The organism is Methylobacterium sp. 10 (assembly GCF_000519085.1).
GTDB lineage: Bacteria > Pseudomonadota > Alphaproteobacteria > Rhizobiales > Beijerinckiaceae > Methylobacterium.
Window position 1 is genome coordinate 2348703 of the sequence record NZ_KI912577.1, and the last position, 25019, is coordinate 2373721.

17 protein-coding genes, 2 pseudogenes and 1 other annotated feature are annotated in these 25019 nt (G+C 66.4%); of the genes and pseudogenes, 9 read left to right on the plus strand and 10 right to left on the minus strand.

Annotated features, from left to right (window positions below; all coding sequences use genetic code 11):
• Positions 1-324 precede the first annotated feature (324 nt).
• The 4 genes from K368_RS0110795 to K368_RS0110810 all read right to left on the minus strand — a co-directional run bounded on the left by K368_RS0110795 (position 325) and on the right by K368_RS0110810 (position 4920).
• Positions 325-1374, minus strand: a complete 1050-nt coding sequence (locus tag K368_RS0110795) for a response regulator (RefSeq protein ID WP_027172429.1) — start codon at positions 1372-1374, stop codon at positions 325-327.
• 10 nt (positions 1375-1384) lie between these two features.
• Positions 1385-1798 carry a response regulator gene (locus K368_RS0110800; protein ID WP_197031071.1) on the minus strand — a complete coding sequence of 138 codons (414 nt, stop codon included), beginning with the start codon at positions 1796-1798 and terminating at the stop codon, positions 1385-1387.
• A 35-nt stretch (positions 1799-1833) separates the two neighbouring features.
• Positions 1834-3714 (minus strand): MHYT domain-containing protein, encoded by a 1881-nt coding sequence (locus tag K368_RS0110805; RefSeq protein WP_027172431.1) that lies wholly within the window; start codon positions 3712-3714, stop codon positions 1834-1836.
• A gap of 126 nt (positions 3715-3840) precedes the next feature.
• Complete coding sequence (locus K368_RS0110810; protein WP_027172432.1) at positions 3841-4920, minus strand: YeiH family protein; 1080 nt, start codon at positions 4918-4920, stop codon at positions 3841-3843.
• Positions 4921-5065: 145 nt separating this feature from the next.
• Here K368_RS0110810 and K368_RS0110815 point away from each other — a divergent pair, with 145 nt between their 5' ends.
• Together K368_RS0110815 and K368_RS24350 are read left to right on the plus strand one after the other, a co-directional pair.
• On the plus strand, positions 5066-5308 hold the full coding sequence (locus K368_RS0110815; protein ID WP_027172433.1) for a hypothetical protein: 243 nt from the start codon (positions 5066-5068) through the stop codon (positions 5306-5308).
• Between the two features lie 321 nt (positions 5309-5629).
• Positions 5630-6726: pseudogene (locus K368_RS24350) on the plus strand (IS3 family transposase).
• Positions 5778-5894, plus strand: a sequence feature (AL1L pseudoknot). (Overlaps the previous pseudogene by 117 nt.)
• Before the next feature lie 321 nt (positions 6727-7047).
• Here K368_RS24350 and K368_RS0110830 read toward each other — a convergent pair.
• The 5 genes from K368_RS0110830 to K368_RS0110850 all read right to left on the minus strand — a co-directional run bounded on the left by K368_RS0110830 (position 7048) and on the right by K368_RS0110850 (position 9531).
• Positions 7048-7260: a DUF2188 domain-containing protein gene (locus K368_RS0110830; RefSeq protein WP_027172434.1), complete on the minus strand. Its 213-nt coding sequence runs from the start codon at positions 7258-7260 to the stop codon at positions 7048-7050.
• A 155-nt stretch (positions 7261-7415) separates the two neighbouring features.
• On the minus strand, positions 7416-8111 hold the full coding sequence (locus tag K368_RS0110835; protein WP_027172435.1) for a VIT family protein: 696 nt from the start codon (positions 8109-8111) through the stop codon (positions 7416-7418).
• Positions 8112-8170: 59 nt separating this feature from the next.
• Entirely contained in the window at positions 8171-8374 is a 204-nt protein-coding gene (locus K368_RS0110840) for a DUF2934 domain-containing protein (RefSeq protein ID WP_027172436.1), read from the minus strand.
• 47 nt (positions 8375-8421) lie between these two features.
• Positions 8422-8808, minus strand: a complete 387-nt coding sequence (locus tag K368_RS0110845; RefSeq protein ID WP_027172437.1) for a hypothetical protein — start codon at positions 8806-8808, stop codon at positions 8422-8424.
• A gap of 72 nt (positions 8809-8880) precedes the next feature.
• Positions 8881-9531: a BON domain-containing protein gene (locus K368_RS0110850; protein ID WP_027172438.1), complete on the minus strand. Its 651-nt coding sequence runs from the start codon at positions 9529-9531 to the stop codon at positions 8881-8883.
• Positions 9532-9895: 364 nt separating this feature from the next.
• On the opposite strand from K368_RS0110850, the gene K368_RS24355 reads away from it, so the two are divergent.
• The 7 genes and pseudogenes from K368_RS24355 to K368_RS25560 all read left to right on the plus strand — a co-directional run bounded on the left by K368_RS24355 (position 9896) and on the right by K368_RS25560 (position 23445).
• Positions 9896-10651 (plus strand): HAD-IA family hydrolase, encoded by a 756-nt coding sequence (locus K368_RS24355; protein WP_081739546.1) that lies wholly within the window; start codon positions 9896-9898, stop codon positions 10649-10651.
• Positions 10648-12957: a glycosyl hydrolase family 65 protein gene (locus K368_RS0110860; RefSeq protein WP_027172439.1), complete on the plus strand. Its 2310-nt coding sequence runs from the start codon at positions 10648-10650 to the stop codon at positions 12955-12957. Before K368_RS24355 ends, K368_RS0110860 begins: the two co-directional genes overlap by 4 nt.
• 100 nt (positions 12958-13057) lie before the next feature.
• A pseudogene (locus K368_RS24360) lies at positions 13058-13705 on the plus strand (BON domain-containing protein).
• Positions 13702-16470: an HAD-IC family P-type ATPase gene (locus tag K368_RS24365; RefSeq protein WP_051439837.1), complete on the plus strand. Its 2769-nt coding sequence runs from the start codon at positions 13702-13704 to the stop codon at positions 16468-16470. Before K368_RS24360 ends, K368_RS24365 begins: the two are co-directional and overlap by 4 nt.
• Before the next feature lie 436 nt (positions 16471-16906).
• On the plus strand, positions 16907-18136 hold the full coding sequence (locus tag K368_RS0110875; protein ID WP_051439838.1) for an HWE histidine kinase domain-containing protein: 1230 nt from the start codon (positions 16907-16909) through the stop codon (positions 18134-18136).
• Between the two features lie 174 nt (positions 18137-18310).
• The gene (locus K368_RS0110880; protein ID WP_245259675.1) at positions 18311-20350 is read left to right on the plus strand and encodes an ATP-binding protein; all 2040 of its coding nucleotides are present in this window, start codon (positions 18311-18313) and stop codon (positions 20348-20350) included.
• A gap of 452 nt (positions 20351-20802) precedes the next feature.
• Positions 20803-23445, plus strand: a complete 2643-nt coding sequence (locus K368_RS25560; protein WP_051439839.1) for an EAL domain-containing protein — start codon at positions 20803-20805, stop codon at positions 23443-23445.
• A 676-nt stretch (positions 23446-24121) separates the two neighbouring features.
• Here K368_RS25560 and K368_RS0110895 read toward each other — a convergent pair.
• Entirely contained in the window at positions 24122-24922 is an 801-nt protein-coding gene (locus K368_RS0110895; protein ID WP_245259560.1) for a universal stress protein, read from the minus strand.
• Positions 24923-25019: the final 97 nt, after the last annotated feature.

The window sequence follows — 25019 nt, forward strand, 5'->3', positions numbered from 1 at the left end:
ACGCGACCCTTCGAGCCGGACGAGCCTCGCCTCGTCCGGTTTTCGGCTAGGCCCGCGCTAAGCAGGTTTCGCAGAAGCGGCCCCCGGTTCTACGATCAAAAGCTGCGACACATCAAAGAGCTAAAACAGGGTGAGGCGTTGGCTCGGCGCGTCGATACGACCTGTTCGGCGACCGCCACCGGAAGGGCCAAGTTGTCCGTCTTGCGCGAGACGACGACAGGCTTCCTGATCCGGTCCCAGCTATACAATGGGAGAGGGCACGCGAATGCGTGCATTCCGCACGGGAAGCTGAACGAAAGGCTCACTGGCAGGACGGCAGTTTTCTCAGCCTTGGAACAGCAGGGTCGCTTTCGTGCCGGGGCCATCCGAACGATAGACCAGCGCTGATCGCAGGTTGGAGGCCATGGCCTTGACGATGCGGGAGCCGAGACCGGTCCCGCGAGGCTGGCCCTCGCCGGACCAGCCGATGCCGTCATCCTCCACGGTCAGCCTTACGCTCTCCGCGCCATCGCTGCCTACCACGACCCGGATCTCGCCCAGGACGTCCGGCGGATACGCGTATTTGTAGGCATTCGTGACGAGCTCTGTGACGACCACGCCGACGGACACCGCCTTGTCGGTGGGGAGGCGGATAGGCTCGGCGATGAGGCGAATGGCGTGGTCGCGACCCGCCGCCTTCATCGCCCCCTGTAACTCCTCGACGAGGCTCGCGAGATAGGCGTCGAGTTCCACCGCCTCGACGTCGTCCGAGGTGTAGAGTCGGCGATGAATGCCGGCGATGGCCGAGATCCGCGCCTGCATTTCACGCAAGGCCGCCTTCGCTGCCGGGTCGGAGACCGCGTTGGTCTGCATATGTGTCAGCGCCGCTACCAGGGCGAGCGAATTGGCAACCCTGTGATTGACCTCGCGCAGGAGCATGACAGCGCGGTCCCGGGCCTCACGGACCTCCGCCTCGGCGCGTTCCTTGTCGCGCCGCATGGCCTCCTGGCGCAACGCGGTATCGATGGCCTCGCCCAGGAGTTCGCGGAACTGTCCCTGCAGATCCTTCCAGACGTAATCCACGGCTCCCGCCTTCAGGGCAGCGACGGCGACGCGGCTGTCCTCCGACCCGGTGACATAGATCACCGGCGGGGCAAAGGGCATGGCGCGGATGGCGGGCAGCACGTCGAGGCCGGTCTGACCCGGCATGTGATGATCGAGAGCCACGAGATCGATACCGCCTCGGCTCAGGCGTGCGAGCCCCTCGTCGCCGGTGATGGCGAGTTCCACGGCATAGCCGCGGGCGTTCAGGGCCTTCTGCACGAGACGCCCGAGACCGGGATCGTCATCGACGTAGAGGACGCGGCCGCGCTCCCGGTGGACGGGGGCGCTCATGCTGAAACCGTCATGGATTCTCGGGCACCTGCATCACGGAAAGGAACAGCCCAAGTTGACGGATGGCGTTGGAGAAGCCCTCATAATTCACCGGCTTGGTGATGTAGACGTTGGCGCCGAGATCGTAGCAGCGCTGCACCTCGCGGCTGTCATCCGTGGTGGTAAGGACGACCACAGGCGAGCGCCGCGTGTGGGGATTCGCCTTTACCTTTTCCAGAATGTCGATGCCGGTCATATCGGGCAGGTTGAGATCGAGCAGGATCAGGAGGGCGCGTTTGGCGCTCGCTTCCCCCGAGCCGTCCGGGCCGAGCAGATAGGCGAGCGCCGACGTCCCATCCCGGAACGGGATGATCTCGTTGTTGACGCCCGCTCTGCGAATGTTGCGCTCGATGAGGCGGGCATGGCCCACATCGTCCTCGATCATCACGATACTGACGGGTTGCACGTTCGGACCACGCTTCATTCTGCTGCGAGGGACGTCGCTCGGGCTCCCTCATTCAAAGCTGTAGCGCTCCCGCGAGGCAGCGTCACGCTGAAGGTAGTGCCGTCCCCGAGCTTGGATGTGACGTCGATCCGTCCGCCCAGCGAGCGGACCAAAGCTTTCACATGAGCGAGACCGATCCCTTCACCGGGCCGGTCTTGCGTGCCTGAGCGGCGGAAGAGTTCGAAGACGCGGGCATGGTCGCGTTCGGCGATGCCCCTGCCGTTATCGCTGATGTCGATGCGGATTCTCGCCTCGACGGCCGTGGCCGTGATGGCGATGCGGCCGGTTCGCGCGGGATCGAGATACTTCACCGCATTATCGAGTAGGTTACCGAAGATCTGCTCCATTGCCAGTCGATCGGCGGTAATTCTCGGCAGATCGGATGCGACAATTACTTCCGCGCCGGAAGCGTCGGTCTGATGGCGATGGGCATCGGCGAGACGCTGGAACAGCGCTTGAAGATCGAGCGGTTCCGGCGTGAAACTCCGCCGCCCTTCGCGCGACAGCTTGAGGATTGCGGCGATCAGGCTCTCCATGCGGGTGACCGCCGCGCTGATGAAGCCGAGGGCCTCGCCGAGATCCGCATCGATTCTGGCTGCATCCGAGTGACCTTTCAGAGCAGAGCGGATCTCGTCCCGCGTCGCATCGAGTTCGCTCGTGAAACCCATGACGTTGACGAGCGGTGCGCGAAGGTCGTGGCTGACGATATAGGCGTACCGCTGGATCTCCTCGTTCGATTCTCGAAGTTCCGCCTCGGCCTGGCGTTGCTCGGTAATGTCCGTATGCACGCCGACCCATTCACGGATTCCCCCGTCAGGGGCGAGGACCGGGACCGCGCGGATGGCGTAATGCCGCCACGCCCCGTCGCTCGCGCGGACACGGTGCTCGTGGACGAAGGTGCGCTTCTCCCGGACCGTTGCGGACCAGGCCTCGATGGTAGGCTGGGAATCGTCCGGATGCACGGCGTCGGCCCATCCAAAACCCTGGTACTCCTCCCGCGATTGTCCGGTGATCGCCGACCAACCCGGCTGCTCTCCGACCATCCGGCCCTCGGCATCGTTGGTCCAGAGCACGCCGCGCACGGCCTGAACCGCGGCGCGGAACCGTGCCTCGCTGGCAATCAGCTCACGCTGTACGCGCTGCTGGTCGATGGAAGAGGCCAGCATGGCGAGGAACAGGATAAGGAAGGTCGCGCCGCCGACGATGAGGGCGAGGTTCTGCTGGTTCGGGGCCAGGGCGGAGACATGGCCTGCATGGGCGCCCGCTTCCTCGGCGGTGAAGGTCGCGGCGGCCATGCCGGTGTAATGCATTCCGGCGATGGCGAATCCCATCACGAAGGCCGCCAGGATCTTTTGCCAGACCCCGTGATGCCGGAAGGTCAGCCAGAGACCCAAGGTCGCCGCCGTCACCGCGATCAGAATCGAGAAGGTGGCGATGGGAAGGCTGTAGGCCAGGTTGCCGGGCACATGCAGCGCTGCCATACCGGTGTAGTGCATGCTGGCGATGCCGATTCCCATCAGGGGTCCGCTCACCAGGACATCGCGAGTACCAGCGCCCGTCCGGCCGACCCATGCAAAGGCGGCGCCGGTCGCGCCGATGGCGATGAGCAGAGAGATCATGGTGAGACCGGCATCGTAAGCTGCGGGTATCCCCATCTCGAAGGCGAGCATCCCGACGAAATGCATCGACCAGATGCCACTCCCCATCGCCAGTGCCGCCCCGCCGATCCAGGCGAAGCGACGCCCTCCTGCCGCACCGTTCACCCGCGATCCGAGGTCCAGGGCGGTGTAGGAGGCGAAGATAGCGATGGCGATGGACAGGGCGACGAGGGCGGGATTGTAGCCGGTATGGACCATCGGACGACCGATTCAGGAGGATGCGGGATCGCGCTGCACGCGGACAGTCAACCCGTAACCGGTCGCCGCCGACGTCACCACTCCCGTTCGGCCCGGCACGCTTTCCACGCACCGCAGATAAGGCGATCAGGAGATGCCGAGGACCCGGATGAGGATCAGGCTGATGGCCAGGAGGACGGCGAGAGAGCTGGTGACGGCCAGGGTCACCCGGCCGCCCATGCGCGCCAGGACCCGGACATCGACGCCGAGACCGAGGGCGGCCATGGACATGATCGTCAGGAAACTGGCGACTTGCTTGACCGGACCGGTAGCTCCCTCAGGGATGAGGCCGAAGGAGCGCAGGGTGGCCAGGCCGAGGAAACCGAGGATGAACCACGGCACGAGCTTGGTGAAGCCGAGCCGCCCCGGTGGCGCCGTCCGAACACCGTCTACCGGGGGCAGCCGATGGGCAATGAGCGAGAACGCGATGACGACGGGCCCCAGCATCAGCACCCGCACCAGCTTGACCAATGTGCCGACCTGGGTGCTGAGCAGCCCCACGGGCACGGTGGCTGCGAGGACCTGCGGCACGGCATAGACCGTGAGGCCCGCCAGCACTCCGTACTGGTGGTCCGATAGGCCGGCAAGCGGAATGAAGAGGGGCAGACCGAGCACCATCAGCACGCCGAGCACGGCTGTGAAGGCGATGGAGCCGGCGACGTCCTTGCTGTCGGCCCCGATAACCGGCGCCACGGCGGCGATGGCCGAGTTGCCGCAGATGGCATTGCCGCAGGCGACCAGGATCGCCATCCGGGCGGGCAGGCCGAGGGCCCGGCAGATGGCGTAGCTCGCGGTGATCGCCAGGAACACTGTGCCGACGATGCCAGTGAGCAGTGCCGGTCCAGAGGCGACGATGGCGCCGAGGCTGACGGAGGCTCCCAGCAACGTCACGGCCAGTTCGAGCAGCTGCTTGGCGCTGAAAGCGATCCCTGCACGGAAGCGCTCGCCCGGCATCCAGACGGTACGGATCGCGATGCCGAACAGGATCGCGATAACGAGCGCCTCGATATAGGGATGCCCGGTGGCCCGTTCCTCCCAGGCCTGGATGACCATGGCGATTCCGGTAACGCCGAGGCAGAGGGCTATGCCCGGCAGAAGCGTCGATCGCCTTCGCGATATGGCTGCCCCTGCCGGGATAGTCGGATTCGTGGTTGCCTTCACGTCCATTCTACCTACTCGGAGATGTTTTCTGGCTCTCCGGAAAGAAACTTCCACGTCGATTGAAAAAAAGAGGAAACGACTCTCCGTACCTTCGGAACTTCAAAAAACTCATCCATTGATCGGTACCAAGCAAAGCCCGATCTTATCGTCCATGACCACACGTTCCGACGTCAACTCCACCAGCTTCGACCCATATGGCGAACCGTTGGGAGAAGACCGCACCGCGTTCATGGTGCAGGGTGATCGTCGGGCGCGCAATGCCGCGATCGCAGTCTTCTGGACTTTGGCCCTGACGTTGACCGCGGGCCGGGTCTATTTCAGCGATCAGTCATTTGGCCAGACTTTGACCCTCGCCCAGGCGCAGATCGGGGCGTTCGTCACGGCAATTCCGTGAGGTAACGTCGCTGGCCGCTGATCAATAGGCGGCCGCGAGATAGGCAGCGATCGCCTTTGTGTCCTCCTCCATGATTGGCGCGTGAAACACTGTCACCATTATCGTGACCTCGGCGGTCCAAAACGCTGCGCCTTTGCCCGGCGGCTGCGTGCGGATGTAATCCACCGAATGGCAGCTTGCGCAACTCGTCTGCGTAGCTTCGAGCCCGACTTCATGTCCTTGGGCAGGTCAGAGTTCGGCCGTCGGATCCGGGACGTCGTAGTTGCGCGGCTCGGATCAAGCGGCTCCGGTTCTTGGCCTTCCCCAGCAAATCGGTTTGCGCTGAGCGCGTGTTTTTCGGGCATCCTGAACCCTGAAGGCCCGACCACGGACGAGCGCGAGCGGATCAAAGCGCTGGAGCGCGAGAACCGTGAACTGCGCCAAGCCAACGAACCGAAGGACCGCGCAGCGAGATCCTGAGGAAGGCGTCGGCGTATTTTGCGTTTGCCGAGCTCGACCGCCGGTCGCGGACATGATCGCGTTCATCGACGACCATCGGGCCGTCTACGGGGTCGAGCCGATCTGCAGGGTGCTGCCGACCGCCCCGTCGACGTACCATGCCCATGCCGCGCGGCGTGCCAATCCCGGCAGGCGACCGGCACGAGCCAGGAGCGACGCGGCGCTGATGGTCGAGATACGGCGCGTGTTCGAGGCGAACTTCCACGTCTACGGCGTACGGAAAGTCTGGCGGCAGCTCGGCCGGGACAGGATCGTGGTGGCCCGTTGTACCGTCGCGCGGCTGATGCGGGCGATGGGACTGAAGGGTGTCGTGCGGGGCAAGACGGTCCGGACGACGATCCCCGATCCGGCAGCCTTGTGCCCGCTCGACCGGGTCAACCGACAGTTCAAGGCACCATGCCCCAACGCCCTGTGGGTCAGTGACTTCACCTACGTCGCGACCTGGTCTGGCTTCGACAATGATCGCTTTCGTGATCGACGTCTTCGCCCGCCGCATCGTCGGCTGGCGGGTCTCTCGGACGGCTCACGCTGCCTTCGTGCTGGATGCCTGGGAGCAGGCCCTGCACGAGCGTCGTCCCCACCAGGGTGGTGGGCTCGTGCACCATAGCGACAGGGGCTCGCAATACCTGTCGATCCGCTACACCGAGCGCCTCGCCGAGGCGGGGGTCGAGCCGTCCGCCGGCAGCCTCGGCGACAGCTACGACAACGCGCTGGCCGAGACGATCAAAGGCCTGTTCGAGGCCGAGGTGATCCATGGGCGTGGACCATGCCGGTCCTCCAAGGCCGTCGAGTTCGCCACCCTCGAATGGGTCGACTGGTTCAACACCCGCCGCCTGCTCGAACCGATCGGGAGTATCCCTCCCGCCGAGGCCGAAGCGCGCTATCATGCCCACGTCGAGGTCCAAGCCTTGGCGGCCTGACCCAAACCAAATGGCCTCCGGGATACCCGGTGCGGTTCAGGTTCGGGGAGTCAGCGTCAGCGGCGAGCGGTCGGGGTGGAAGCTTCTACGCCTTGACGAGGCGCGGACGCTCTCGGTCCTGGTTGAGGCGTCCCAGGCACCGCGTTAGGGCTATCGGCGTGGCGACAGGGCCATGAGCCGCATCCTCGCGCAAATTTAGCATCCTCAGGCTATTCCGAGCCTGTGGAGGGTTCTGAAACGAATGACCGACGCGACCAGGAACTTCGGTCGGGCGGGAGACCGGCCGCCGGCTCGGGGCCGTCAGTCACAGGACCGCGGTGGCTACCGGGTCTTGCGGAACTGGTCAGGACCGCCGGCGCTGGTGTTTCGCACACGTGCCACGTTCGGCTTTTTGTCCGGCTCCAGTTCCCGCGCGCGGTCGATGGCGGTTTTCTGGGTTGGCAGCACGTCGCTTGCCCGCTTCGAGCCCTCGCGACGGACGGCGTAGTCGCCCTGCTCGCGCGGCTCGACGTAGATGTTGCCCGGCTTGCTCATGATCAGCCTCCGGAAGTCACATCATCAAGATGTGAGGCCACCGACAGGCTTTCAATACATGCGCGATCCGCATCATCCCCCCAATCCATTGGTCCAAACGTCCCCGGGAATGCGTGCAACTTAGCCCGATGCCGGATCGGGATCGGCCGGTTCCGTCAGACGGCCCTGCCAACGAGGTGGCCGATGCACGCGGTGACGGCCATGGCCGCCGCGCCCCAGAAGGCGACCCGCGCGGTTGCCCTCGGGATCGCGGCACCACCGACCTTGGCCCCCAGCGCCCCGAGGACCGCCAGGAAGACCAGCGAGGCGGCGGAGACCGAGTAGACGACAAGGGTGGTCGGCGAGACCGCGGCCACGAGCAGGGGCAGGGCTGCCCCGGCGGAGAAGGTCGCCGCCGACGTCAAGGCGGCCTGGATCGGGCGCGCGGTGGTGAACTCGGAGATGCCCAGTTCATCCCGCGCATGGGCGCCGAGGGCATCCTTGGCCATGAGTTGGTCCGCGACCCTCAGGGCGAGGTCACGGTCCAGTCCACGCGCGACATAGATCCCCGCAAGCTCCTCGCGTTCGGCGGGCGGATCATCCTCAAGCTCGCGCCGCTCCCTGGCGAGATCGGCCTGCTCGGTGTCGGATTGGGAGCTGACCGAGACGTATTCGCCCGCCGCCATCGACATCGCCCCTGCCACCAGGCCGGCCGTGCCGGCGACAAGGATCTCCCCGAAGGCGGCGGAGGACGCGGCCACGCCGACGATGAGGCTTGCCGTGGAGACGAGGCCGTCGTTGGCCCCAAGCACCGCTGCACGAAGCCAGCCGATGCGGTCGATCAGGTGATTTTCCTTATGGGCGGGGCGCATCGGCGTCAGGGTCTCTCATGGGGACGCTCGTCTTCGTTCACGAGTTCAAGGGCCGGGGGTCAGCGGCAGCAATCGGACCCCGATCCGCTCCTCACGAAGTCCCCGTCGGGGAGCACCGGCCGGCCGGTCATCTCGCCGTGGAGTTCCCGTTCGGCCTGAAGCCAGAACTCGTCCGCGTGGCCATGCGGGCGGTCGCGCCGCTCCCAGAGGTGGAAGGCGCGGTCGCGGATCTCGCCGTTGGTTGGGCTCGTCTCTGGGGGCATGCACCGTTCTCCATGAATATCGGGGTCGATGGGTCGGGTCGCGGCGATCACTCGGCCGACGCCGCGGACGGGACCTTGTCCGGCAGGGGGCTCACCAGGTCGGTGGCGCGCTTGCGCGCGGCGCCCCGGATCAGGGTGGCGATGGCGTAGCCCATGGCGCCGACGGCAAGGGCGGTGGCCAACGGCCACGTGCCGCCTCGTTCGCTTCCGTTCGGATGCCCCGCCCGGGTCGACCGATCCGCCTCTCGGATGCCGGCGCGCCCACGCTCCAAGGTGTTCTGCGCCAGGTGCGTGGCCCGGTCGGCGACGTCGAGGATGGCATCATTGGCTCGTGCGAAGATCTCGTCGGCGGCGCCCTCGATGCGGCGGCCTTTGTCATTACCGGACGCCTCGTGGACGTCGGACCGGGTGTGGTCATGATGCGGCTTGGTCATGGTCTGATTGCCTTTCGGGGAACGGGTATCCCTGCCGGGCGCACGATGCCCGACGGAGGCGTGGCGCTGTACTCAGACGACGCTGATGTAGTTCTCGACCGCAGTGGTGCCCGGGGAGGCCCAGGCCGCGCCCACCGCTTCTCGGCGTTCCTGCATCGTGCGCACGGTGCCGCCCAGGGTGACGGTCCCCCCCTCGGCCGTGACGGTCACGGTCTTCGGGTCGAACAGCCACGAACGGTCCAGCGCCTCGCTGATCCTGTCGCTCACGGCCTCGACGTCGACCTGCGGCTTGATGGCGATCCTGTTGTTTACCGCGACGACCCCCGACAACTGCCGGACTTCCCGTTCGGAGACCTCGGCCTCGAAGCGATGGTCGACCTCGCCCGTCAGGGTGACGGTGCCCTTCGAGACCTTCACGAAGACGCGGTCCGGCGGCACGGCCACGTTCCAGGCGAGACGGGCGATGGCGGTCGCGGCGATGTCCTCGTCGGACCGCTTGCGGGCAGGCTCCACCACGACCTCGATCTCCTGCACGAGGGCCTTCACCCCCCCGACGCGGCAGGCGGCGGCCTCGGCGGCGAGCTTCTCGTCGTAGGTCCCGACCTGGCCCGAGAGCGCCACCACGCCGTCCTTTGCGGTCACGCCGATCTCCGATGAGGTCACCGCCGGATCCCAGATTAGCTCGGCCGTGACCCGGTGCTGAAGGGTGGTGTCGTGGGACATGTTGGTTTCCTGGGACGTGCCGGGTTGGACGATGCCGGGGATGGCTTGCGACCTACCCTGTGAAAGGCTGTCCGGCGTCCACGTCGAGGCGTGTCCCGGCGTCCGGCCACCGTAGGCGGTGAGGCGGGCCCGATCCTTGATCCAGCGCAAGGATCGGACGGGACGATGCGGCCATCCTCGCGTCGGGATCGGTCGAACCAGGGCACGACCGGCAATCAGGGATTTGTCCCGTCATGAACACGCACGTCGCACCGTGGACCGATGCCGCCGACGGACAGGTGGCGCCTGCATCAACGTCGCCCGACCCATTGGCGGAGAGCCTCCGCATGATGGGGCTCGCCGTCATCGGATCGGCGACCGTCGTATGCCTCATGTGGCTCGTATCCTGAGGGCCGTCGCGGACGTCACCCTTTCGACGAGGCTGCTGGAAGCCTGGATCTTCGACGTCGACGGGGTCCTGCTTGCCTCTCCACACGAACGCGCATGGCGCGAGGCTCTTCAGGGCATCACCGACCCGGACCGGTTGACCACCGCGACGTACCAGGCCGTCGTCGCCGGCCGCTCGCGGCTGGACGGAGCCCTCGCCGCCCTGGTCGCCATGGGCGTGCCGAACGCCGAGCATGCCGCTCCGGCCTATGCCGAGGCCAAGCAGCGATGCCTGGAGCACCTCATCGAGACGGAGGGGGTGGTCGCGTTCCCGGACGCGCTCCGTCTCGTCCGCAGGCTCAGGGCGGCCGGCTGGCCCATCGCCGCGGCCTCGTCCTCTAGAAATGCGGAATCGATGATGCGCGCAGTGGTCCTCGACCCCCGTGTGACGCTGTTCGACGCATTTCCCGTCAGCGTCTGCGGCCGGAACCTCTCGCACGGAAAGCCCGATCCCGAGATCTTCCTCCTCGCGGCCGCAGAACTTGGGGTCGACCGGACACGGTGCATCGTGGTCGAGGACGCGCCGGCCGGCATCGCTGCCGCGCTTGCCGGCGGCATGGCCACCCTCGGCGTCGCCAGGGTGGATGACGCCGATGGACTGCGCGCTGCCGGTGCCGAGCGCGTGGTGGCAAGCCTTGACGAGGTCATCATCCCCAAGCGGGCGACATCCACCACGCACGGGCCCGCCGCATGACAGGACCACGCCCGATAGGCCGAGCACTCCGTCAGACCGCCGACCCGGCCTGGCTTCTGAGCGAGGTCGGGTACGACCCGCTGCGCGAGAGCAGCTTCGAGACGCGCTTCGCGATCAGCAATGGCTTCCTCGGGCTCCGGGGGGCTCTCGCGACGGATCTCGGCGCGTGCCGGACGCTTCCCCCGCGCACCTACGTCGCTGGGCTGTTCGACACGGCCCTCGTGGGCGCCCCGATCCCCGAACGCCTTCCGGCCCCCGACTGGCTCCAGCTTCGCATCGGCCTGCCGGACGGCCCCTACCTCGCCTGCCCCGACCCGTCGTCCCGCGACGTGACCCTCGACATGCGACGCGGCCTCCTGCTGACCCAGGCGCGGCAGCCCCCGGGGGCGGCCCTCGACATCCGCCTGTCCACGCTTCGCCTCGTCTCGCTGGATATGCGCGGCATCGTCCTGCAACTGGTAGAGCTCGCCGTCGAGCGGGGCATGGGCGAGATCACGCTCGACGTGACGTCCGGGGAAGCGTCACCCCTCCTCGCCCCGGTCACGGCGGAACCCGACCTCGGCGTCTGGCGCACGCGGCAATCCGGTAAGACCCTCGCCATCGCCATCAATGCAGCGGTAGTCATCGACGGACGGACGCACCCCCCCACCGTCCGAACCGCCGGCAGATGGTCCTGGAGCCTGCGCGTCCAGGCCGGCCAGACAGTCGTGCTCCAACGCATCCTCGCCGTGACGCGCGGCGACGAACCCGTCGACGATCCGGGCGGACGAGCCCGCTCCGACCTCGCCCTGGCGACCGGGCTCGGGTGGCGCGGTCTCCTCGAACGTCACGAGACAGCCTGGCGCGAGCGATGGGACCGAAGCGACGTCGTGGTCGACGGCGACCCGGAGGCCCAGAGGGCGTTGCGGTTCGCCGTCTTCCATCTCAACGCCGCGGCCGACCCCGGTGACGAGCGCGTGTCCATCGGCGCCCGTGCCCTGACGGGGGACGACTATCTCGGTCATGTCTTCTGGGACACCGAGCTCTTCCTGCTGCCCTTCTACGCGATGACGTGGCCGCAGGCGGCCCGTGCCCTGCTGACGTACCGTTTCCGCACCCTCGACGCGGCACGGGCCAAGGCCGCTGGGATGGGGTGGCGCGGTGCGCTTTACGCCTGGGAGTCCGCCGACACCGGTGACGAGGCGACTCCCGCCCAGGTGGTCGGTCCCGACCGCAGGGTCGTCGACATCCTCTGCGGCACCCAGGAGCAGCACGTCAGCGCCGACGTCGCCTATGCCGTCTGGCAGTATTGGCAGGCGACCGAGGACACGGCGTTCCTGCTGGAGGCCGGCGCCGAGATCATCCTGGAGACGGCGCGGTTCTGGTGGAGCCGCGCGGGCCTCGAAGCCGATGGCCTGTGCCACATCAGAGGGGTCATCGGACCGGACGAGTACCACGAGACCATCGACGACAACGCCTTCACCAACATCATGGCGCGCTGGAACCTCTCTCGCGGTTTGGACGTCGCGGCGCTGATGGGCGAACGCTGGCCGGACCGGTGGGCGACGCTCTCGACACGCCTCGGCTTGGCCGCCGACGAACTGGAACGCTGGCGCACGACCGCCGCGGCGATGGCGACCGGGCTCGATCCGGAGACCGGCCTGTTCGAGCAGTTCGAGGGCTACCACGACCTGGAGGCCATCGACCTAACGGCCTATGCCGGGCGCTCCGTGCCGATGGATGTCGTCCTCGGGCGCGAGCGCACCAAGGCCTCGCAGGTGGTCAAGCAGGCCGATGTCGTCGCCTTGCTTGCCTTGCTCCCCGATGAGTTCTCGGGCGACGCGGGGACGGTCAACTTCGACCACTACGCCCCGCGCTGCGGCCACGGCAGCTCCCTCAGCCGCGCCCTGCACGGGGTCGCTGCCGCACGGCTGGGACGGTCGGAATTGGCGCTGGGCTACCTTCGCGACACATCCGCCATCGATCTCGGTGACAGTCACGTGGCCATCGCCGGCGGCGTCCACATCGCGGCCCTGGGCGGCATCTGGCTCGTGGCGATCTTCGGGTTCGCCGGTCTGGTCGTCCGGTCCGACGGCCTCTCGTTCAAGCCGCGGCTGCCGGCCGGTTGGACCAGGCTTTCCTTTCCGGTGCAGTGGCGGGGCCGGGACCTTGTCGTCACCGTCGATCCCGTGAGGAACGTCCTCGACGCGACCCTGAGGGGCGGCGACGCGATGGTCGTTTCGGTCGGGCCCATCCGGCGAACCCTCGGCGTCGGAGCCTCGATCAGCATCCCGCTCCCTCCGTCGACGTACCCGGTCGCGGCTTGAGCGGTCGTCCCGTTTTGATCCTGCGCAAAGACCGAGGGCGCCATCGCGTTCACGAAGGTTCCCGATTGGAACGGCATGCGCCGGACCCGGGAGCATCATCATGGACGACACCCTGCTTCGACAGCACATCCTCGACGAACTCGACTTCGACCCGAGCGTCGGCTCTGCGCATATCGGCGTCGCCGTCGACGAGGGCGTGGTCAGTCTCTCCGGATGCGTCGGGACCTATGCCGAGAGAATCGCGGCCGAGAAGGTCGTGCAGAGGGTGCGCGGCGTACGGGCCATCACCGAGGCGCTCGAAGTGCGCGGGCCGGAGACGGAAAGGACGGGCGACGTCGAGATCGCCGGACGTGTCCTGAACGTCCTTGCCTGGGACGCGCGCATTTAGGCCCACGGCATCCAGGTCAAGGTCGAGAAGGGCGCCGTCACGCTCAACGGGACGGTCCCGTACTATTTCCAGAGCGTCGCCGCCGCCTCCGACATCCGCAGGCTGTCCGGCGTCACCGACGTCCTCAACCTGCTCGCCGTGCGTCCCCCGGCCGAGGCTGTCGACGTGAAGGCCAAGATCCTCGCGGCCCTGAAGCGGAACGCCAAGCTGGACGGCGATGCGATCCAGGTCACCGTCGTCGATGACGAGGTCACCCTGGAAGGCTTCGTGAACGCCTGGCACGAGCGTGAGGTCGCCGAACGCGCGGCCTGGTCCGCACCCGGCGTGCGTGCGGTCGTCGACCGCCTGATGCTGGCATGACCGCGCAGGCGATACCGAGCGCCATTGGTACCGGCCTGCCGTCTACGCCGGTGCCCTTCCCGTCGCGCTCGGCCGCCGAGACGGCAAGGGACCTTCACACCGACATCCTCGACGGGTTGAGCGGCGCCGACGTGGCCAAGCGCCTGGCCCGTGACGGCCCCAACACGCTGGCGAAGGCCGCGTTGGCTTCCGCGCTGGAGATCCTCCTGCATCAGTTCCAGAGCGTGATGGTGGTGCTGCTCATCGCCGCCTGCGGCGTCGCGCTGGCGCTCGGGGAATGCATCGAGGCCGGGGCCATCCTCGTCGTGATCCTCCTCAACGCCGCCATCGGCTTCGTGACGGAATGGAAGGCCGCCGCCGCCCTCGACGGATTGCGCAAGCACGCCGTCTCGCTCGCCCGCGTCGTCCGGGACGGCAGGGACCACCAGGTCGAGACGGCCGATCTCGTCGCCGGCGACGTCGTGCTCCTCTCGGAGGGGGACCGCGTGCATGCCGACGGGCGGGTGGTCGAGCAGGCGCGCCTCCAGGTCGACGAGGCCGCGCTCACGGGGGAGTCCCTTCCCGTCGCCAAGTCCTCCGACCCGGTCCTCGACCATGGGGCGGCGCTGGGTGATAGGACGAGCATGGTCCACCGGAGCACGGCGGTCACCGCCGGCCGCGGTCGCTTCATCGTCACCGCCACGGGCCCTCGCACTGAGATCGGCCGTATCGGGGCGCTGATCGCGGGGGTCGCCGAGCACGGCACGCCGCTGGAGGCGAAGCTCGCCCAGCTCAGTCGCGCCCTCCTCGTTATCGTCCTCGCCCTCTGCCTCGTCATCATCCTGGTCGGTTGGCTCCGGGGCAACGCGCTTCTGTATATGGTCGAGGTCGGCATCTCGCTCGCCGTCGCGGCCGTGCCGGAGGGCCTGCTCGCGGTGACGACGATGACGCTCGCCATCGGCATGCAGCGGATGGCCCGTATGAACGCGCTCGTCCGCCGGCTCCCGGCGGTCGAGTCCCTCGGGTCAACCACGGTGATCTGCACGGACAAGACCGGCACCCTGACCCGCAACGAGATGACGGTGCGGGCGTACGATGTCGCCGCGCGGCGGTACGAGGTGACCGGGGCGGGGTATGCGGCGGCGGGTGGGTTCAGCCGCGACGCGGAAGCCGTCGACATCGGGCATGACGAGCTCCTCGGGCTCGCCTTGCGCATCGGCACCCTGTGCAACGACGCCAAGGTGGATCGGTCGATAGAGGTCGCCACGGCCCTCGGCGACCCCACCGAGGCCGCGCTCATCGTGGCAGCCGAGAAGGCCGGGCTGGACCTCGCCGACCTCGCAAGGGCCTACCCGCGGATCGGGGAGATCCCGTTCGACAGCGACACCAAGCTGATGGTGACGGTGCACGTCACGCCGGAGGGCACCAACGTCGCCTACGTAAAGGGCGCACCGGCGGAGGTGCTGAAAGCCAGCGTTTCGGTCGTGGGGGCGGACGGCACAGCATCGTATCTTTCAATCGACCGAGCGCGGATCGAAGCGGCGAACGAGGCGCTCGCGTCGTCGGCCCTGCGCGTCCTCGGGTTGGCCCATCGCGTGTTGCCGCGGGGGTTCGTCGAAGCGGACCTCACGCGCGACCTCACCTTCGTAGGGCTCGTCGGATCGACCGACCCGCTGCGGGACGGCGTCAGGGCCACCATCGCCACCTGCCGCGCGGCGGGAATCCGCACGGTCATGATCACCGGCGACCAGGAGGCGACGGCGGCCGAGATCGCGCGCCAACTCGACCTTGACGTCGCCCCTGACGGGACCGCCCTGAGGACGGTCCACGCGAGGGATCTGGCCGCTCTCGACGTCGACGGCTGGCGCGCTATGGTGGCGGATGCCGCGGTGTTCGCCCGGGTGTCACCCGAACACAAGCTGCGGATCGTGGACGCCCTGCAGCGTCGCGGGAACGTGGTCGCCATGACCGGCGACGGGGTTAACGACGCTCCCGCCCTGCGGAAGGCCGACATCGGCATCGCCATGGGGATCAGGGGGACCGAGGTGGCCAAGGACGCCGCCGACATGGTCATCACCGATGACGACTTCTCGACCATCGTCGGCGCGATCGAGCAGGGGCGGGTGATCGTCAGCAACATCCTGCGCTTCATCCACTACCTGTTCTCCTGCAACCTCGCCGAGATTGTCACGGTGTTCGCCGCCGTCATGATCGGGTGGCCCATGCCGCTCGGCGTGATGCAGATCCTCTGGCTCAACCTCGTCACCGACATCTTCCCAGCCATGGCGCTCACGTTGGAGCCGTCCGATCCCGACGTGATGACGCGCCCGCCACGTGACCCCAAGCAGGCCCTGATGACGCCGGCCTTCGGCTGGCTGATCGTCTGGCAGGGCTTGCTCCTCGGGGGATGCACGCTCGTTGCGTTCGCCGTCGGGATGGAATGGTACGGCGTCGGCGAGGAAGGTCTCCGGCACGCTGTCACCGTCGCCTTCATGACCCTGGCGATGAGCCAGGTCGTCCATGCCTTCAGCGCCCGCTCGCGGAGTCGGTCCGCACTGACATCTAGTCTGTTCACGAACGCCTGGCTCTGGGGGGCGACGGCGGCCTGCGTGGTGTTGCAACTCGCCGCCGTATATTTCCCCCCCTTGATGCAGGTGCTGCGTACTGTGCCGCTTACGATAACCGACTGGGGGGTCGTCGGTCTGGGGGCCTTCGCGCCGTTCGTAGTGATCGAGCTCGTCAAGTTCGGGCAGGCTCGGCTACGTACCGCGAAAAAGTTTGTGTGACTTTCCCGGATGCCGACGCAGCCCCCCGCTGCGTCGGCATTTCGCGTTCCTCATCAGCCGGGATCACGCGGACCGGAACTGGAGAGCCGTGCGGGTCGAGGCTCGACCAGCCATCGGTATTGGATCCCGGGTAAATGCCCGATCATGCCCGCGCCAAATTTTGAGGGGGCATAATCTAAAATGGATTTGATTGGCGATTTTTCAAACAGCGAACTATTTCGGCTGGCGTTTAGCGATTTCAGGGGGGGGCGAGATTGGTATTTATTTCTCGTTTATTGTACCGTGTCGGGATCGTTGGCCACTAATTCAGGGCGTCAGCGCCTGAGAGTTCGATGTGCTCCCGCCTGTCTCCAGCGGGAAGCCTTATGGCTCGCTCCTGTCTCCATATTCACGACGGTTGGGACGTTGCCGACGTTCGGGCGGCCGGTGATCCGACTTGAAAGGTCGTGATCCTTCCGACCCGTTCCAACATAACAGGGAAGCCTCACTCGAAGCCGAGATCGCACTCCTGCGGCGTGCCCTCGACGAGGCGGTGCGTCGCCTGGCTACGGGATCTCCATCGGCCGCCGTCGAGCACGAGCGGGAGATCGCCGAGGGTCGGGCCGCGCTTGCGCTCGCCGATACCCGCGCCGCCGAATTACAGAGGACCGTCGCCGACCAAGCTGCACGCCTGGCCTCCCTCGGGCACAGCGAGGCCCGATATCGCCTCGCCGTCGAGAGCGCCCGGGACTACGCGATCTTCACCCTGGATCTCTCCGGGCGCATCACGGGCTGGAACACAGGGGCGGAGAATTTGCTCGGATGGGACGAGGCCGAGGCGCTCGGGCGTCCGGTGAACGTGATCTTCACGCCCGAGGACAACGACGAGGCCGTCGCCGAGGAGGAGATGCGGCTAGCGGTGACCGAAGGCCGGGCCGACGACAACCGCTGGCACCTGCGCAAGGACGGCGGACGGTTCTGGGCCAACGGCCTGATGATGCCGATGCGCGACGACGCGGGGGGGCTTACCGGCTTCCTCAAGATCCTGAGGGACCTGACCGAGGCGCAGCTTGCGAGCCAGCATCAGCAGACGCTCATCCACGAGCTCAATCACCGTGTGAAGAACACGCTCGCCACCGTGCAGGCGTTCACGGCCCAGTCGCTCCGCACCGCGACCTCCATGCAGGAGGCCCGGGAAGCCATCACCGCCCGGCTCATCGCCCTCGCCAGGGCGCACGACGTCCTCACCGTTGAGAAATGGGAGAGCGCGGACCTCGGACGCCTGGTGAAGGATGCGCTAAGCCTTCACAACGTCGTCGCCCGTCGCTGCATCTGGGAGGGCGATCCCGTACGGGTCGTGCCCCGCGCCGCGCTCGCCCTGTCGATGATGGTGCATGAGCTCGCGACGAACGCGACCAAGTACGGGGCCCTGTCGAACGAGGCCGGCACCGTGATGGTGTCCTGGTCGACCCTCGACGACGAAGCGGCAGCGCTCGGAACCGCGCCGCGCCTGAGGCTGCTTTGGCAGGAAAGCGGTGGCCCACCCGTGCAGCCGCCCACCCGAAGGGGCTTCGGCAGCCGGATGATCGAACGGGGCTTGGCCAACGAGCTCGGGGGACGGGCGCAAATCCGCTTCGAGCCCGGCGGCGTCGTCTGCACCTTGGACATACCGCTCGAACAGGTCTGAGGCGCCTGGCAGGGCAGTCGGGATGAAACGATACGGTGCGGGGGATGGGTCGGAATGCATGAGACGGATGCGGTAGCCCCTGTCCGGGAACCGTCGCGGGGACCCACGGGACGAAACGCGACGGTGCAAGGGGTCTCCCGGGCGTTCGCCATCTTAGGAACCGGCGCGTCCGTAATGGTGCTGGCCGGCTGGTGGCTCGACGTTCCGATCATGCGAAGCCTCTTTCCGGGAGAGCCGCCGATGGTCGCCTTGACGGCCTTGGCCTGCGTCCTGATCGGAGCGTCGCTGCTGCTGGCCACGCGGACGCCCCCGTCGTCAACGGGCCGCGTTGCGGAGCGGTCCCTCGCCGGGGCCGCCGGCATCCTCGCGCTCGGCGGTGGACTGCAATACGCCATCCCCGGGAGCTTCCGCCTCGACGACTGGGTCCAACGCCTTCTGTTCGCGCCCCTGAAACCGGGCAGCGGCATGGCCATTCCGACGGTCTTGTGCATTCTGGCGACCGTGGCAGGCATACTTTTGCAAGACGCCGAGGATCGCCGCCTGCGTCACCTCGGCGGCCTTTCCTCCCTGTGCGCCTTCGTCATCGCGACGGCCTGCGGGATCGGCTACGCCTACGGTCTCGGCAGCTTCCACCAAGGCGGTCCGTATTCCCGCATGGCCCTGGTCACCGCCGTGACCCTGGGCTCGCTCTCGGGAGGGGTGCTGTTAAGTCGTCCGGACCGGCCATGGGTCAGGACGGCGTTTGGCCGCGGCGAGGCCGGGGCGGTCACTCGTCACCTGCTGCCGGCCGTCGTCGTAGTCCCGCTGGTCCTCGGGTGGCTTGAGCTGCACGCCGTGCGCAACGGCGTGATGGAGGCCGAGACGGGGACGGCCCTCCTCGTCATCGTCTTGGTGACGGGGCTTGCCGGACTGACCGTGCGCCTCGCCCGCGACGTGGACCGGCGCGTCGCGACCGAGCTGAGGCTCCGAGACACGCTGCAGGGCATGAACGATACCCTTCGACAGCGGGTCGACGAGCGGACACGCGAGCTATCCGAGGCGCAGGCCGCGCTCCTTCAATCCCAGAAAATGGACGCGGTCGGCCAATTGACCGGCGGTGTGGCACATGACTTCAACAACCTGCTGACGATCATCCGTTCGTCGGTCGAGTTCCTGCGACGGCCGGACCTGACCGAGGAACGCCGCCGCCGCTACATGGATGCCGTCTCCGACACCGTGGACCGGGCTGCCAAACTTACGGCGCAGCTGCTGGCCTTCGCCAGACGTCAGGCCCTCAAGCCAGAGGTGTTCGACGTCGGCGCCCGGGTGCGATCCGTCGCGGACATGCTCGATTCGCTCACCGGGGCGCGCATCCGCATCGTGACGCACTTGCCAGCCATCGCCTGCCACGTGCGCGCCGACGTCAGCCAGTTCGAAACGGCGTTGGTGAACCTAGCGGTGAACGCCCGCGACGCCATGGGGGGCGAGGGCACGCTCACCATCCGCGTGGTCTACAACCGGCCGATGCCGGCCATCCGGGGACACGCCCCCTCGACCGGTCCGTTCGTCTGCGTCGAGGTCTCGGACACGGGTTCGGGCATCCCGGCGGAGAACCTCGGCCCCATCTTCGAGCCGTTCTTCACCACGAAGGACATCGGCAAGGGCACCGGACTCGGACTCAGCCAAGTCATCGGCTTCACCAAGCAATCGGGCGGCGACGTCGACGTGGGAAGCGTCGTCGGCCACGGCACCACCTTCGCCCTCTACCTGCCCGAGGCGGGCGCCGAGGCCGATGCGGCGGACATCGACATCGAGCCCGAGGGAGCGCCCGTCGAGCAGGGCGGTCGATGCATCCTGATCGTCGAGGACAACGTCGAGGTCGGCCAGTTCTGCGCGCAGATCCTTCACGACCTCGGCTACGCCACGGTCCTGGTCCATTCGGCCGAGGCGGCCCTGGCGGAGATCGAGGCGCTTCCCTTCCGCTTCGACGCCGTGTTCTCGGACGTGGTGATGCCCGGCATGGGCGGGATCGGGCTCGCCAATCGGCTCCGCGAGATTCACCCCGACCTTCAGGTCATACTGACGTCCGGCTACAGCCACGTGTTGGCGCAGGACGGGGACCACGGGTTCGACCTCGTGCGAAAGCCTTACTCGGCCGCCGAGGTTGGCACCGCTTTGTCCCATGCCGCCGTGCGGCGTTCCAAGCTCAGGGCAAAGTCTGTTCCGGAGGCTTAGTGGTCGAAATATGACGCATGGAATCATGCTCCGAGTCTGCTGCCGACCCAAAGCAGGCTCTGGGAAGGTCCGCTTCGCGGCAGCTTAGTTGAGGATGACCCCCGTCCGGGGTGGGTGGATCCTAGCCAGTCCGCTTCCAGGCAGCACGTTGACTTAAATGGACGCGATGTCTCGGGTTGAGTTTCGGGGCGCCGATCTTCATTTTTGAATTTACGGAGAGGCGGGGATAAATCCGATGCAGAAGATCTATACGCGCGTATGCATGATTGATTTATGTATTTTGTGAAATGGATTTTACGATTTCGTCTCACCTCAATAAACATGGCGCTTCAATGCGAGAATTGCCATTTTCATTCTGGACTCGATGATTTATTAAATTCAATCTGATCAGATTTAATGGTAATTTAGGGTAGCGAGAGCAAAACCTCACGGTTACGCTTGTTCCGAAGATAGTGGATCGTCCGATCCTTAAGTTCACGCCGAGGGACATCGCCTTGTTGCGACCTGCCAACGAGGCTGAACGCCTTGCCGCCCTTCACGACCTGAAGATCCTCAATACCGCACCGGAGACCCAATTTGACGCGATCTGCCGTACGGCCCAGGTGCTGTTCGGAACGCCGATCGCCCTCATCTCGCTCCTCGACGAAGACCGCCAGTGGTTCAAGGCGCGCTGCGGCCTGAGCGACGACGGGACGTCCCGGGACGTCGCATTCTGCAACCACACCATCCAGGCCGACGCGGTGCTTGTCGTCGAGGACGCGCGGGACGATGCTCGTTTCAGTGCGAACCCTCTCGTTACCGGGAAGCCGGGCATCCGCTTCTATGCCGGCGCACCGCTGATTTTGAGGTCCGGCATCCGAGTCGGATCGCTTTGCATCATCGACACCGAGCCGCGACGCTTCACCACCGAGCAGGCCGACCAGCTTCGCGACCTGGCCGTGGTCGTGACTGCAAACCTGCGGGTCCACCAGGATCGGACCGAGCATCGCCGCGTGGCGGCGACGTTGGCGGATACCGACGGCGCCCTGCGCGACGCGCAGACGCGGTACGCCTCGCTCGCCGACGCGCTGCCGCAGATGGTCTGGACCGTCTCGCCCAGGGACCGCGTCACCGCCTACAGGAACGCAAGCTTCCGTGCCTACTATGGCGAGGCAGGCGAACCCGTCGAACGGCGCCTCAGCCGCAACCATCCAGACGACGTCGATCGCATGTCACGCGCCTGGGAGGCGGCCGTTTTGAAAAGGCAGGCTTTAGAACTCGAAGGGCGCCTCAGGCGGCATGACGGGGACTACCGCTGGCACCGGATCGTCATGACCCCGCTTCGGCGCGGCGGCGAGGTCGTCGAATGGCTGGGTACGGCGCTCGACATCGATCACATCATCGCGGCGCAGAACGAGTTGAAGGAGACCGGCGACCTGTTGCGACTGGCTCAGGAGGCGGCCGAGGCCGGCATCTGGGAGTGGGACATGCGCACCGACGTCGTCCGGCTCTCGTCGATGAGCGCCCGCATGCACAACCTTCCGGTACCGAACGGACAGGACGCGTTTGAGATTCCGCTGGCCGATTGGAAGGCTCAGGTCCATCCCGACGACCTTCCTGAGGTCTGGACCGAGGTGAAGCGGGCCATCGCGGACCGCTCGACTTACAGTTGCGAGTTCCGCATCGCCAACCCGGCGGTCCCGGCCGAGCCGCGGTGGATGCAGTCCTTCGGACGAATGCTCGACGACGGGGCCGGCGAGCCGGCCCGCTGCGTTGGGCTCCAGATCGATATCACGGATCGCAAGGCTTCCGAGGCCCGCATTGCCTACGTTGCGAGCCACGACGACCTCACCGGCCTGCCCAATCGCACGGTCTTCCACGCCACCCTTGAACGTCTGCTCGCCGAGCTCGGGAACGGAAGCGGTCAAGGCGCGCTGCTTTGCTTGGATCTTGACCGTTTCAAAAGTGTAAACGATACCCTGGGGCACCATGCTGGGGACGGGCTTCTGCGGGTCGTCGCTGACCGCTTGAGGGCCACGGTGGGTGATGACGACGTCATCGCTCGCTTGGGCGGGGATGAGTTCGCGATCATTCTGCGGGGACCCACCGGGCTTGAGTCTGCCCGTACGCTTGCACAAGCCGTCATTACTTCTATTGGCCAACCCATCCATCTCGGCAGCCAAGTCGTGACCATCGGTGCGAGCGTCGGGATCGCGGTCGCACCGGAGCATGGCCTGGAGGTGGACATCCTGCATCGCCATGCTGACCTCGCCCTTTACCGCGCGAAGGCCGCCGGACGGAACAGCTTCCAAGTCTACACCGAAGGAATGGACCAGGCCCTGGAGAACCGGAACAAGCTTGAGTTCGATATGCATCTGGCTCATCGCAAAGAGGAGTTCCAGCTGCATTATCAACCTGTGGTCGCCATGGCGGACGGACAGGTCCGTGGCTTCGAGGCCCTGATGCGCTGGCCGCACCCGACCCGCGGAATGGTCTCGCCGGCCGAGTTCATCCCGATTGCAGAGGAGACCGGCCTAGTCGTCCCCCTAGGAGCCTGGGCCCTGGAACAGGCCTGTTCCTTCGCTGCGTCTTGGCCGATCGAGGCTCGCATCGCCGTCAACGTCTCGGCGGTCCAGTTCCAGCAGCCCGGCCTCGAAGCGGCCGTCAGGCACGCGCTTGCCGTCTCCGGGCTCGCAGCCGATAGGCTTGAGCTGGAGATCACCGAAAGCCTGATGATTCAAGACAGTGAGGCGGTCGTCGCCTGCCTCCACCGTCTACGGTCTATCGGCGTACGCATCGCGCTCGACGATTTCGGGACGGGGTACTCCAGCTTGAGTTATCTCCGACGATTCCCCTTCGACAAGATCAAGATCGACCGGTCGTTCGTGCGCGAGATCGACGACCCCGATGCGCAGGTCATCGTTCGAGCCGTAGTCAGCATTGGCGAGCGGCTCGGGACCGCCATTACCGCCGAGGGGGTCGAGACGGAGGATCAGCTCGCCCTCGTCCGCCAGACGGGATGCACGGAGGTTCAGGGTTTCCTGTTCGGCAAGCCGATGCCGGCGGAGCAAGCCCTGGCTTTCATGCAGGAGCAAATACCACGGAAGGCAGCGTGAATTCGAAGCGTGGCGGTCATGCCTTCAATCTCAGGACACTAGGCAAGCCTTGTTCATCGTCAGGATCAAGACGACCCTAGCCTTGATCCAAATCCGTTTGATCGGCCCATCCCACTGCCGCGGCATGGCCTGTTCGAGAAGCTTGCTCTTGGATCCGCCGTGTCCGGACGGCGGATCCTACCTGCGAGCTGCCTCTTTTTTTACCTAACTTCCAAATTTACGCAGCTTTTCAACGCAAAGGACACGTTGAGGAGCCTAATGTAAGAAAATCTGCTTTCCTCACTCTAAACCAACGGCTGCTTACAAAAGGGGAAGAGTATGGCTCAAGCGGACGTGTTGGGTCGCCAGTGGAACGACCGCCTCAGGGCGAAGGGGCAGGGTCCGCTCCCCACCCGACGCGGTTGTAGAATGCATTGATGGATGGACGGGCGCCGAGCCCAAGCCGACGCTCGTGGCGGGTGCGAATACTCCGGGTTTCTACCGCCAGCGGTCCGGTTTCAATTCCCGTTTGCCGAGTGCTCCAGTCAGCAGCAGTCGAACCAACGTCGCCGGAGAGCTTGGTCCTTGCGTTTCCCGAGGCGGACGTTCGTCGCCTGATCCACAGAATTGCGAACCTCGCGATCCGGATTAAGCCCGGTGTCGAACATGACTGAACCGAGTTCCTCGCGAGCGACGGTCAGTGGCTCAGGAGGCAACAGATGGGAACGTGCTCTAGAAGGTTGCGGGTGACGCTCCCGAAGATCACTTCACGCATGCGGGCATGGCCGTAGGCCCCGGCGATGATCAGGTCGGCACCTTCCTGCTGCACGATCAGGAGCAGTTCGGCGGCCACACCGAGCTTCGATGGTGACCGGAGGATGGTCGTGGCGGTGACGCCATGCCTGGACAGATAGCCCTGGGTCTCGCCGGCGCCCTTCCAGTCGGCTTCGTCGCCAAGGGCAACGATGAGCACCTCATCGGCCATCCTTAGCAACGGCAGTCCGTCGGAGACGGCGCGACGCGCCTCGCGGGTATCCTTCCAGGCCACGACGATACGCCTGGCGGCGAGCGTCTCGACGGAAGGCGGCACGATGAGTACCGGCCGGCCGAGGCGAAGCACCAATTCGCCCGGCTCGATGGAGGAGCACCAGTCCTCGACGCCTGCGCTTCGGTATCGACCAACCACGACAAGGTCGGCGGACCTGGCCTGCTGAACCAGGAACGCCATGGGATCGGCCATTGCCGAACGCCATTCGGCTTCGTCGGTATCGGCCGTGACCTCGTGGAACCGTGCCTCGACCTGCGAAATCTCGTCGGTCGCACGGGCGGTGGCCTGATCGACGAACTGGCTGTTGATGTAGGCGCCCCGGCCATACAGGTTCTGCGGCAGGGCCTGCCGGGCCGCGACGCCGATCAACCGGGCCCCGAAGCGCTGGGCCAAGGTGCCGGCGAGCTTCAGGCGCGCGGTTGAAGGCGCCCCCAGGTCCAATGGAACCATCACGCTCGTGAACGTCATCTCCGACCCTCGCAAGCCCCCATCGACCGGCAGGCGCGCCGAAAGATCAGCCAGGGGCAGAACCTACTTCGAAATGGAT

Coding starts and splice junctions, on each gene's coding strand:
- K368_RS0110795 (WP_027172429.1), bottom strand. CDS start 1,374: ATGAGCGCCCCCGTCCACCGGGAGCGCGGCCGCGTCCTCTACGTCGAT.
- K368_RS0110815 (WP_027172433.1), top strand. CDS start 5,066: ATGACCACACGTTCCGACGTCAACTCCACCAGCTTCGACCCATATGGC.
- K368_RS24355 (WP_081739546.1), top strand. CDS start 9,896: ATGCCTCATGTGGCTCGTATCCTGAGGGCCGTCGCGGACGTCACCCTT.
- K368_RS0110860 (WP_027172439.1), top strand. CDS start 10,648: ATGACAGGACCACGCCCGATAGGCCGAGCACTCCGTCAGACCGCCGAC.
- K368_RS0110810 (WP_027172432.1), bottom strand. CDS start 4,920: ATGGACGTGAAGGCAACCACGAATCCGACTATCCCGGCAGGGGCAGCC.
- K368_RS0110840 (WP_027172436.1), bottom strand. CDS start 8,374: ATGCCCCCAGAGACGAGCCCAACCAACGGCGAGATCCGCGACCGCGCC.
- K368_RS0110830 (WP_027172434.1), bottom strand. CDS start 7,260: ATGAGCAAGCCGGGCAACATCTACGTCGAGCCGCGCGAGCAGGGCGAC.
- K368_RS0110895 (WP_245259560.1), bottom strand. CDS start 24,922: ATGGTTCCATTGGACCTGGGGGCGCCTTCAACCGCGCGCCTGAAGCTC.
- K368_RS0110805 (WP_027172431.1), bottom strand. CDS start 3,714: ATGGTCCATACCGGCTACAATCCCGCCCTCGTCGCCCTGTCCATCGCC.
- K368_RS0110880 (WP_245259675.1), top strand. CDS start 18,311: ATGGTGCTGGCCGGCTGGTGGCTCGACGTTCCGATCATGCGAAGCCTC.
- K368_RS0110850 (WP_027172438.1), bottom strand. CDS start 9,531: ATGTCCCACGACACCACCCTTCAGCACCGGGTCACGGCCGAGCTAATC.
- K368_RS24365 (WP_051439837.1), top strand. CDS start 13,702: ATGACCGCGCAGGCGATACCGAGCGCCATTGGTACCGGCCTGCCGTCT.
- K368_RS0110845 (WP_027172437.1), bottom strand. CDS start 8,808: ATGACCAAGCCGCATCATGACCACACCCGGTCCGACGTCCACGAGGCG.
- K368_RS0110835 (WP_027172435.1), bottom strand. CDS start 8,111: ATGCGCCCCGCCCATAAGGAAAATCACCTGATCGACCGCATCGGCTGG.
- K368_RS0110800 (WP_197031071.1), bottom strand. CDS start 1,798: ATGATCGAGGACGATGTGGGCCATGCCCGCCTCATCGAGCGCAACATT.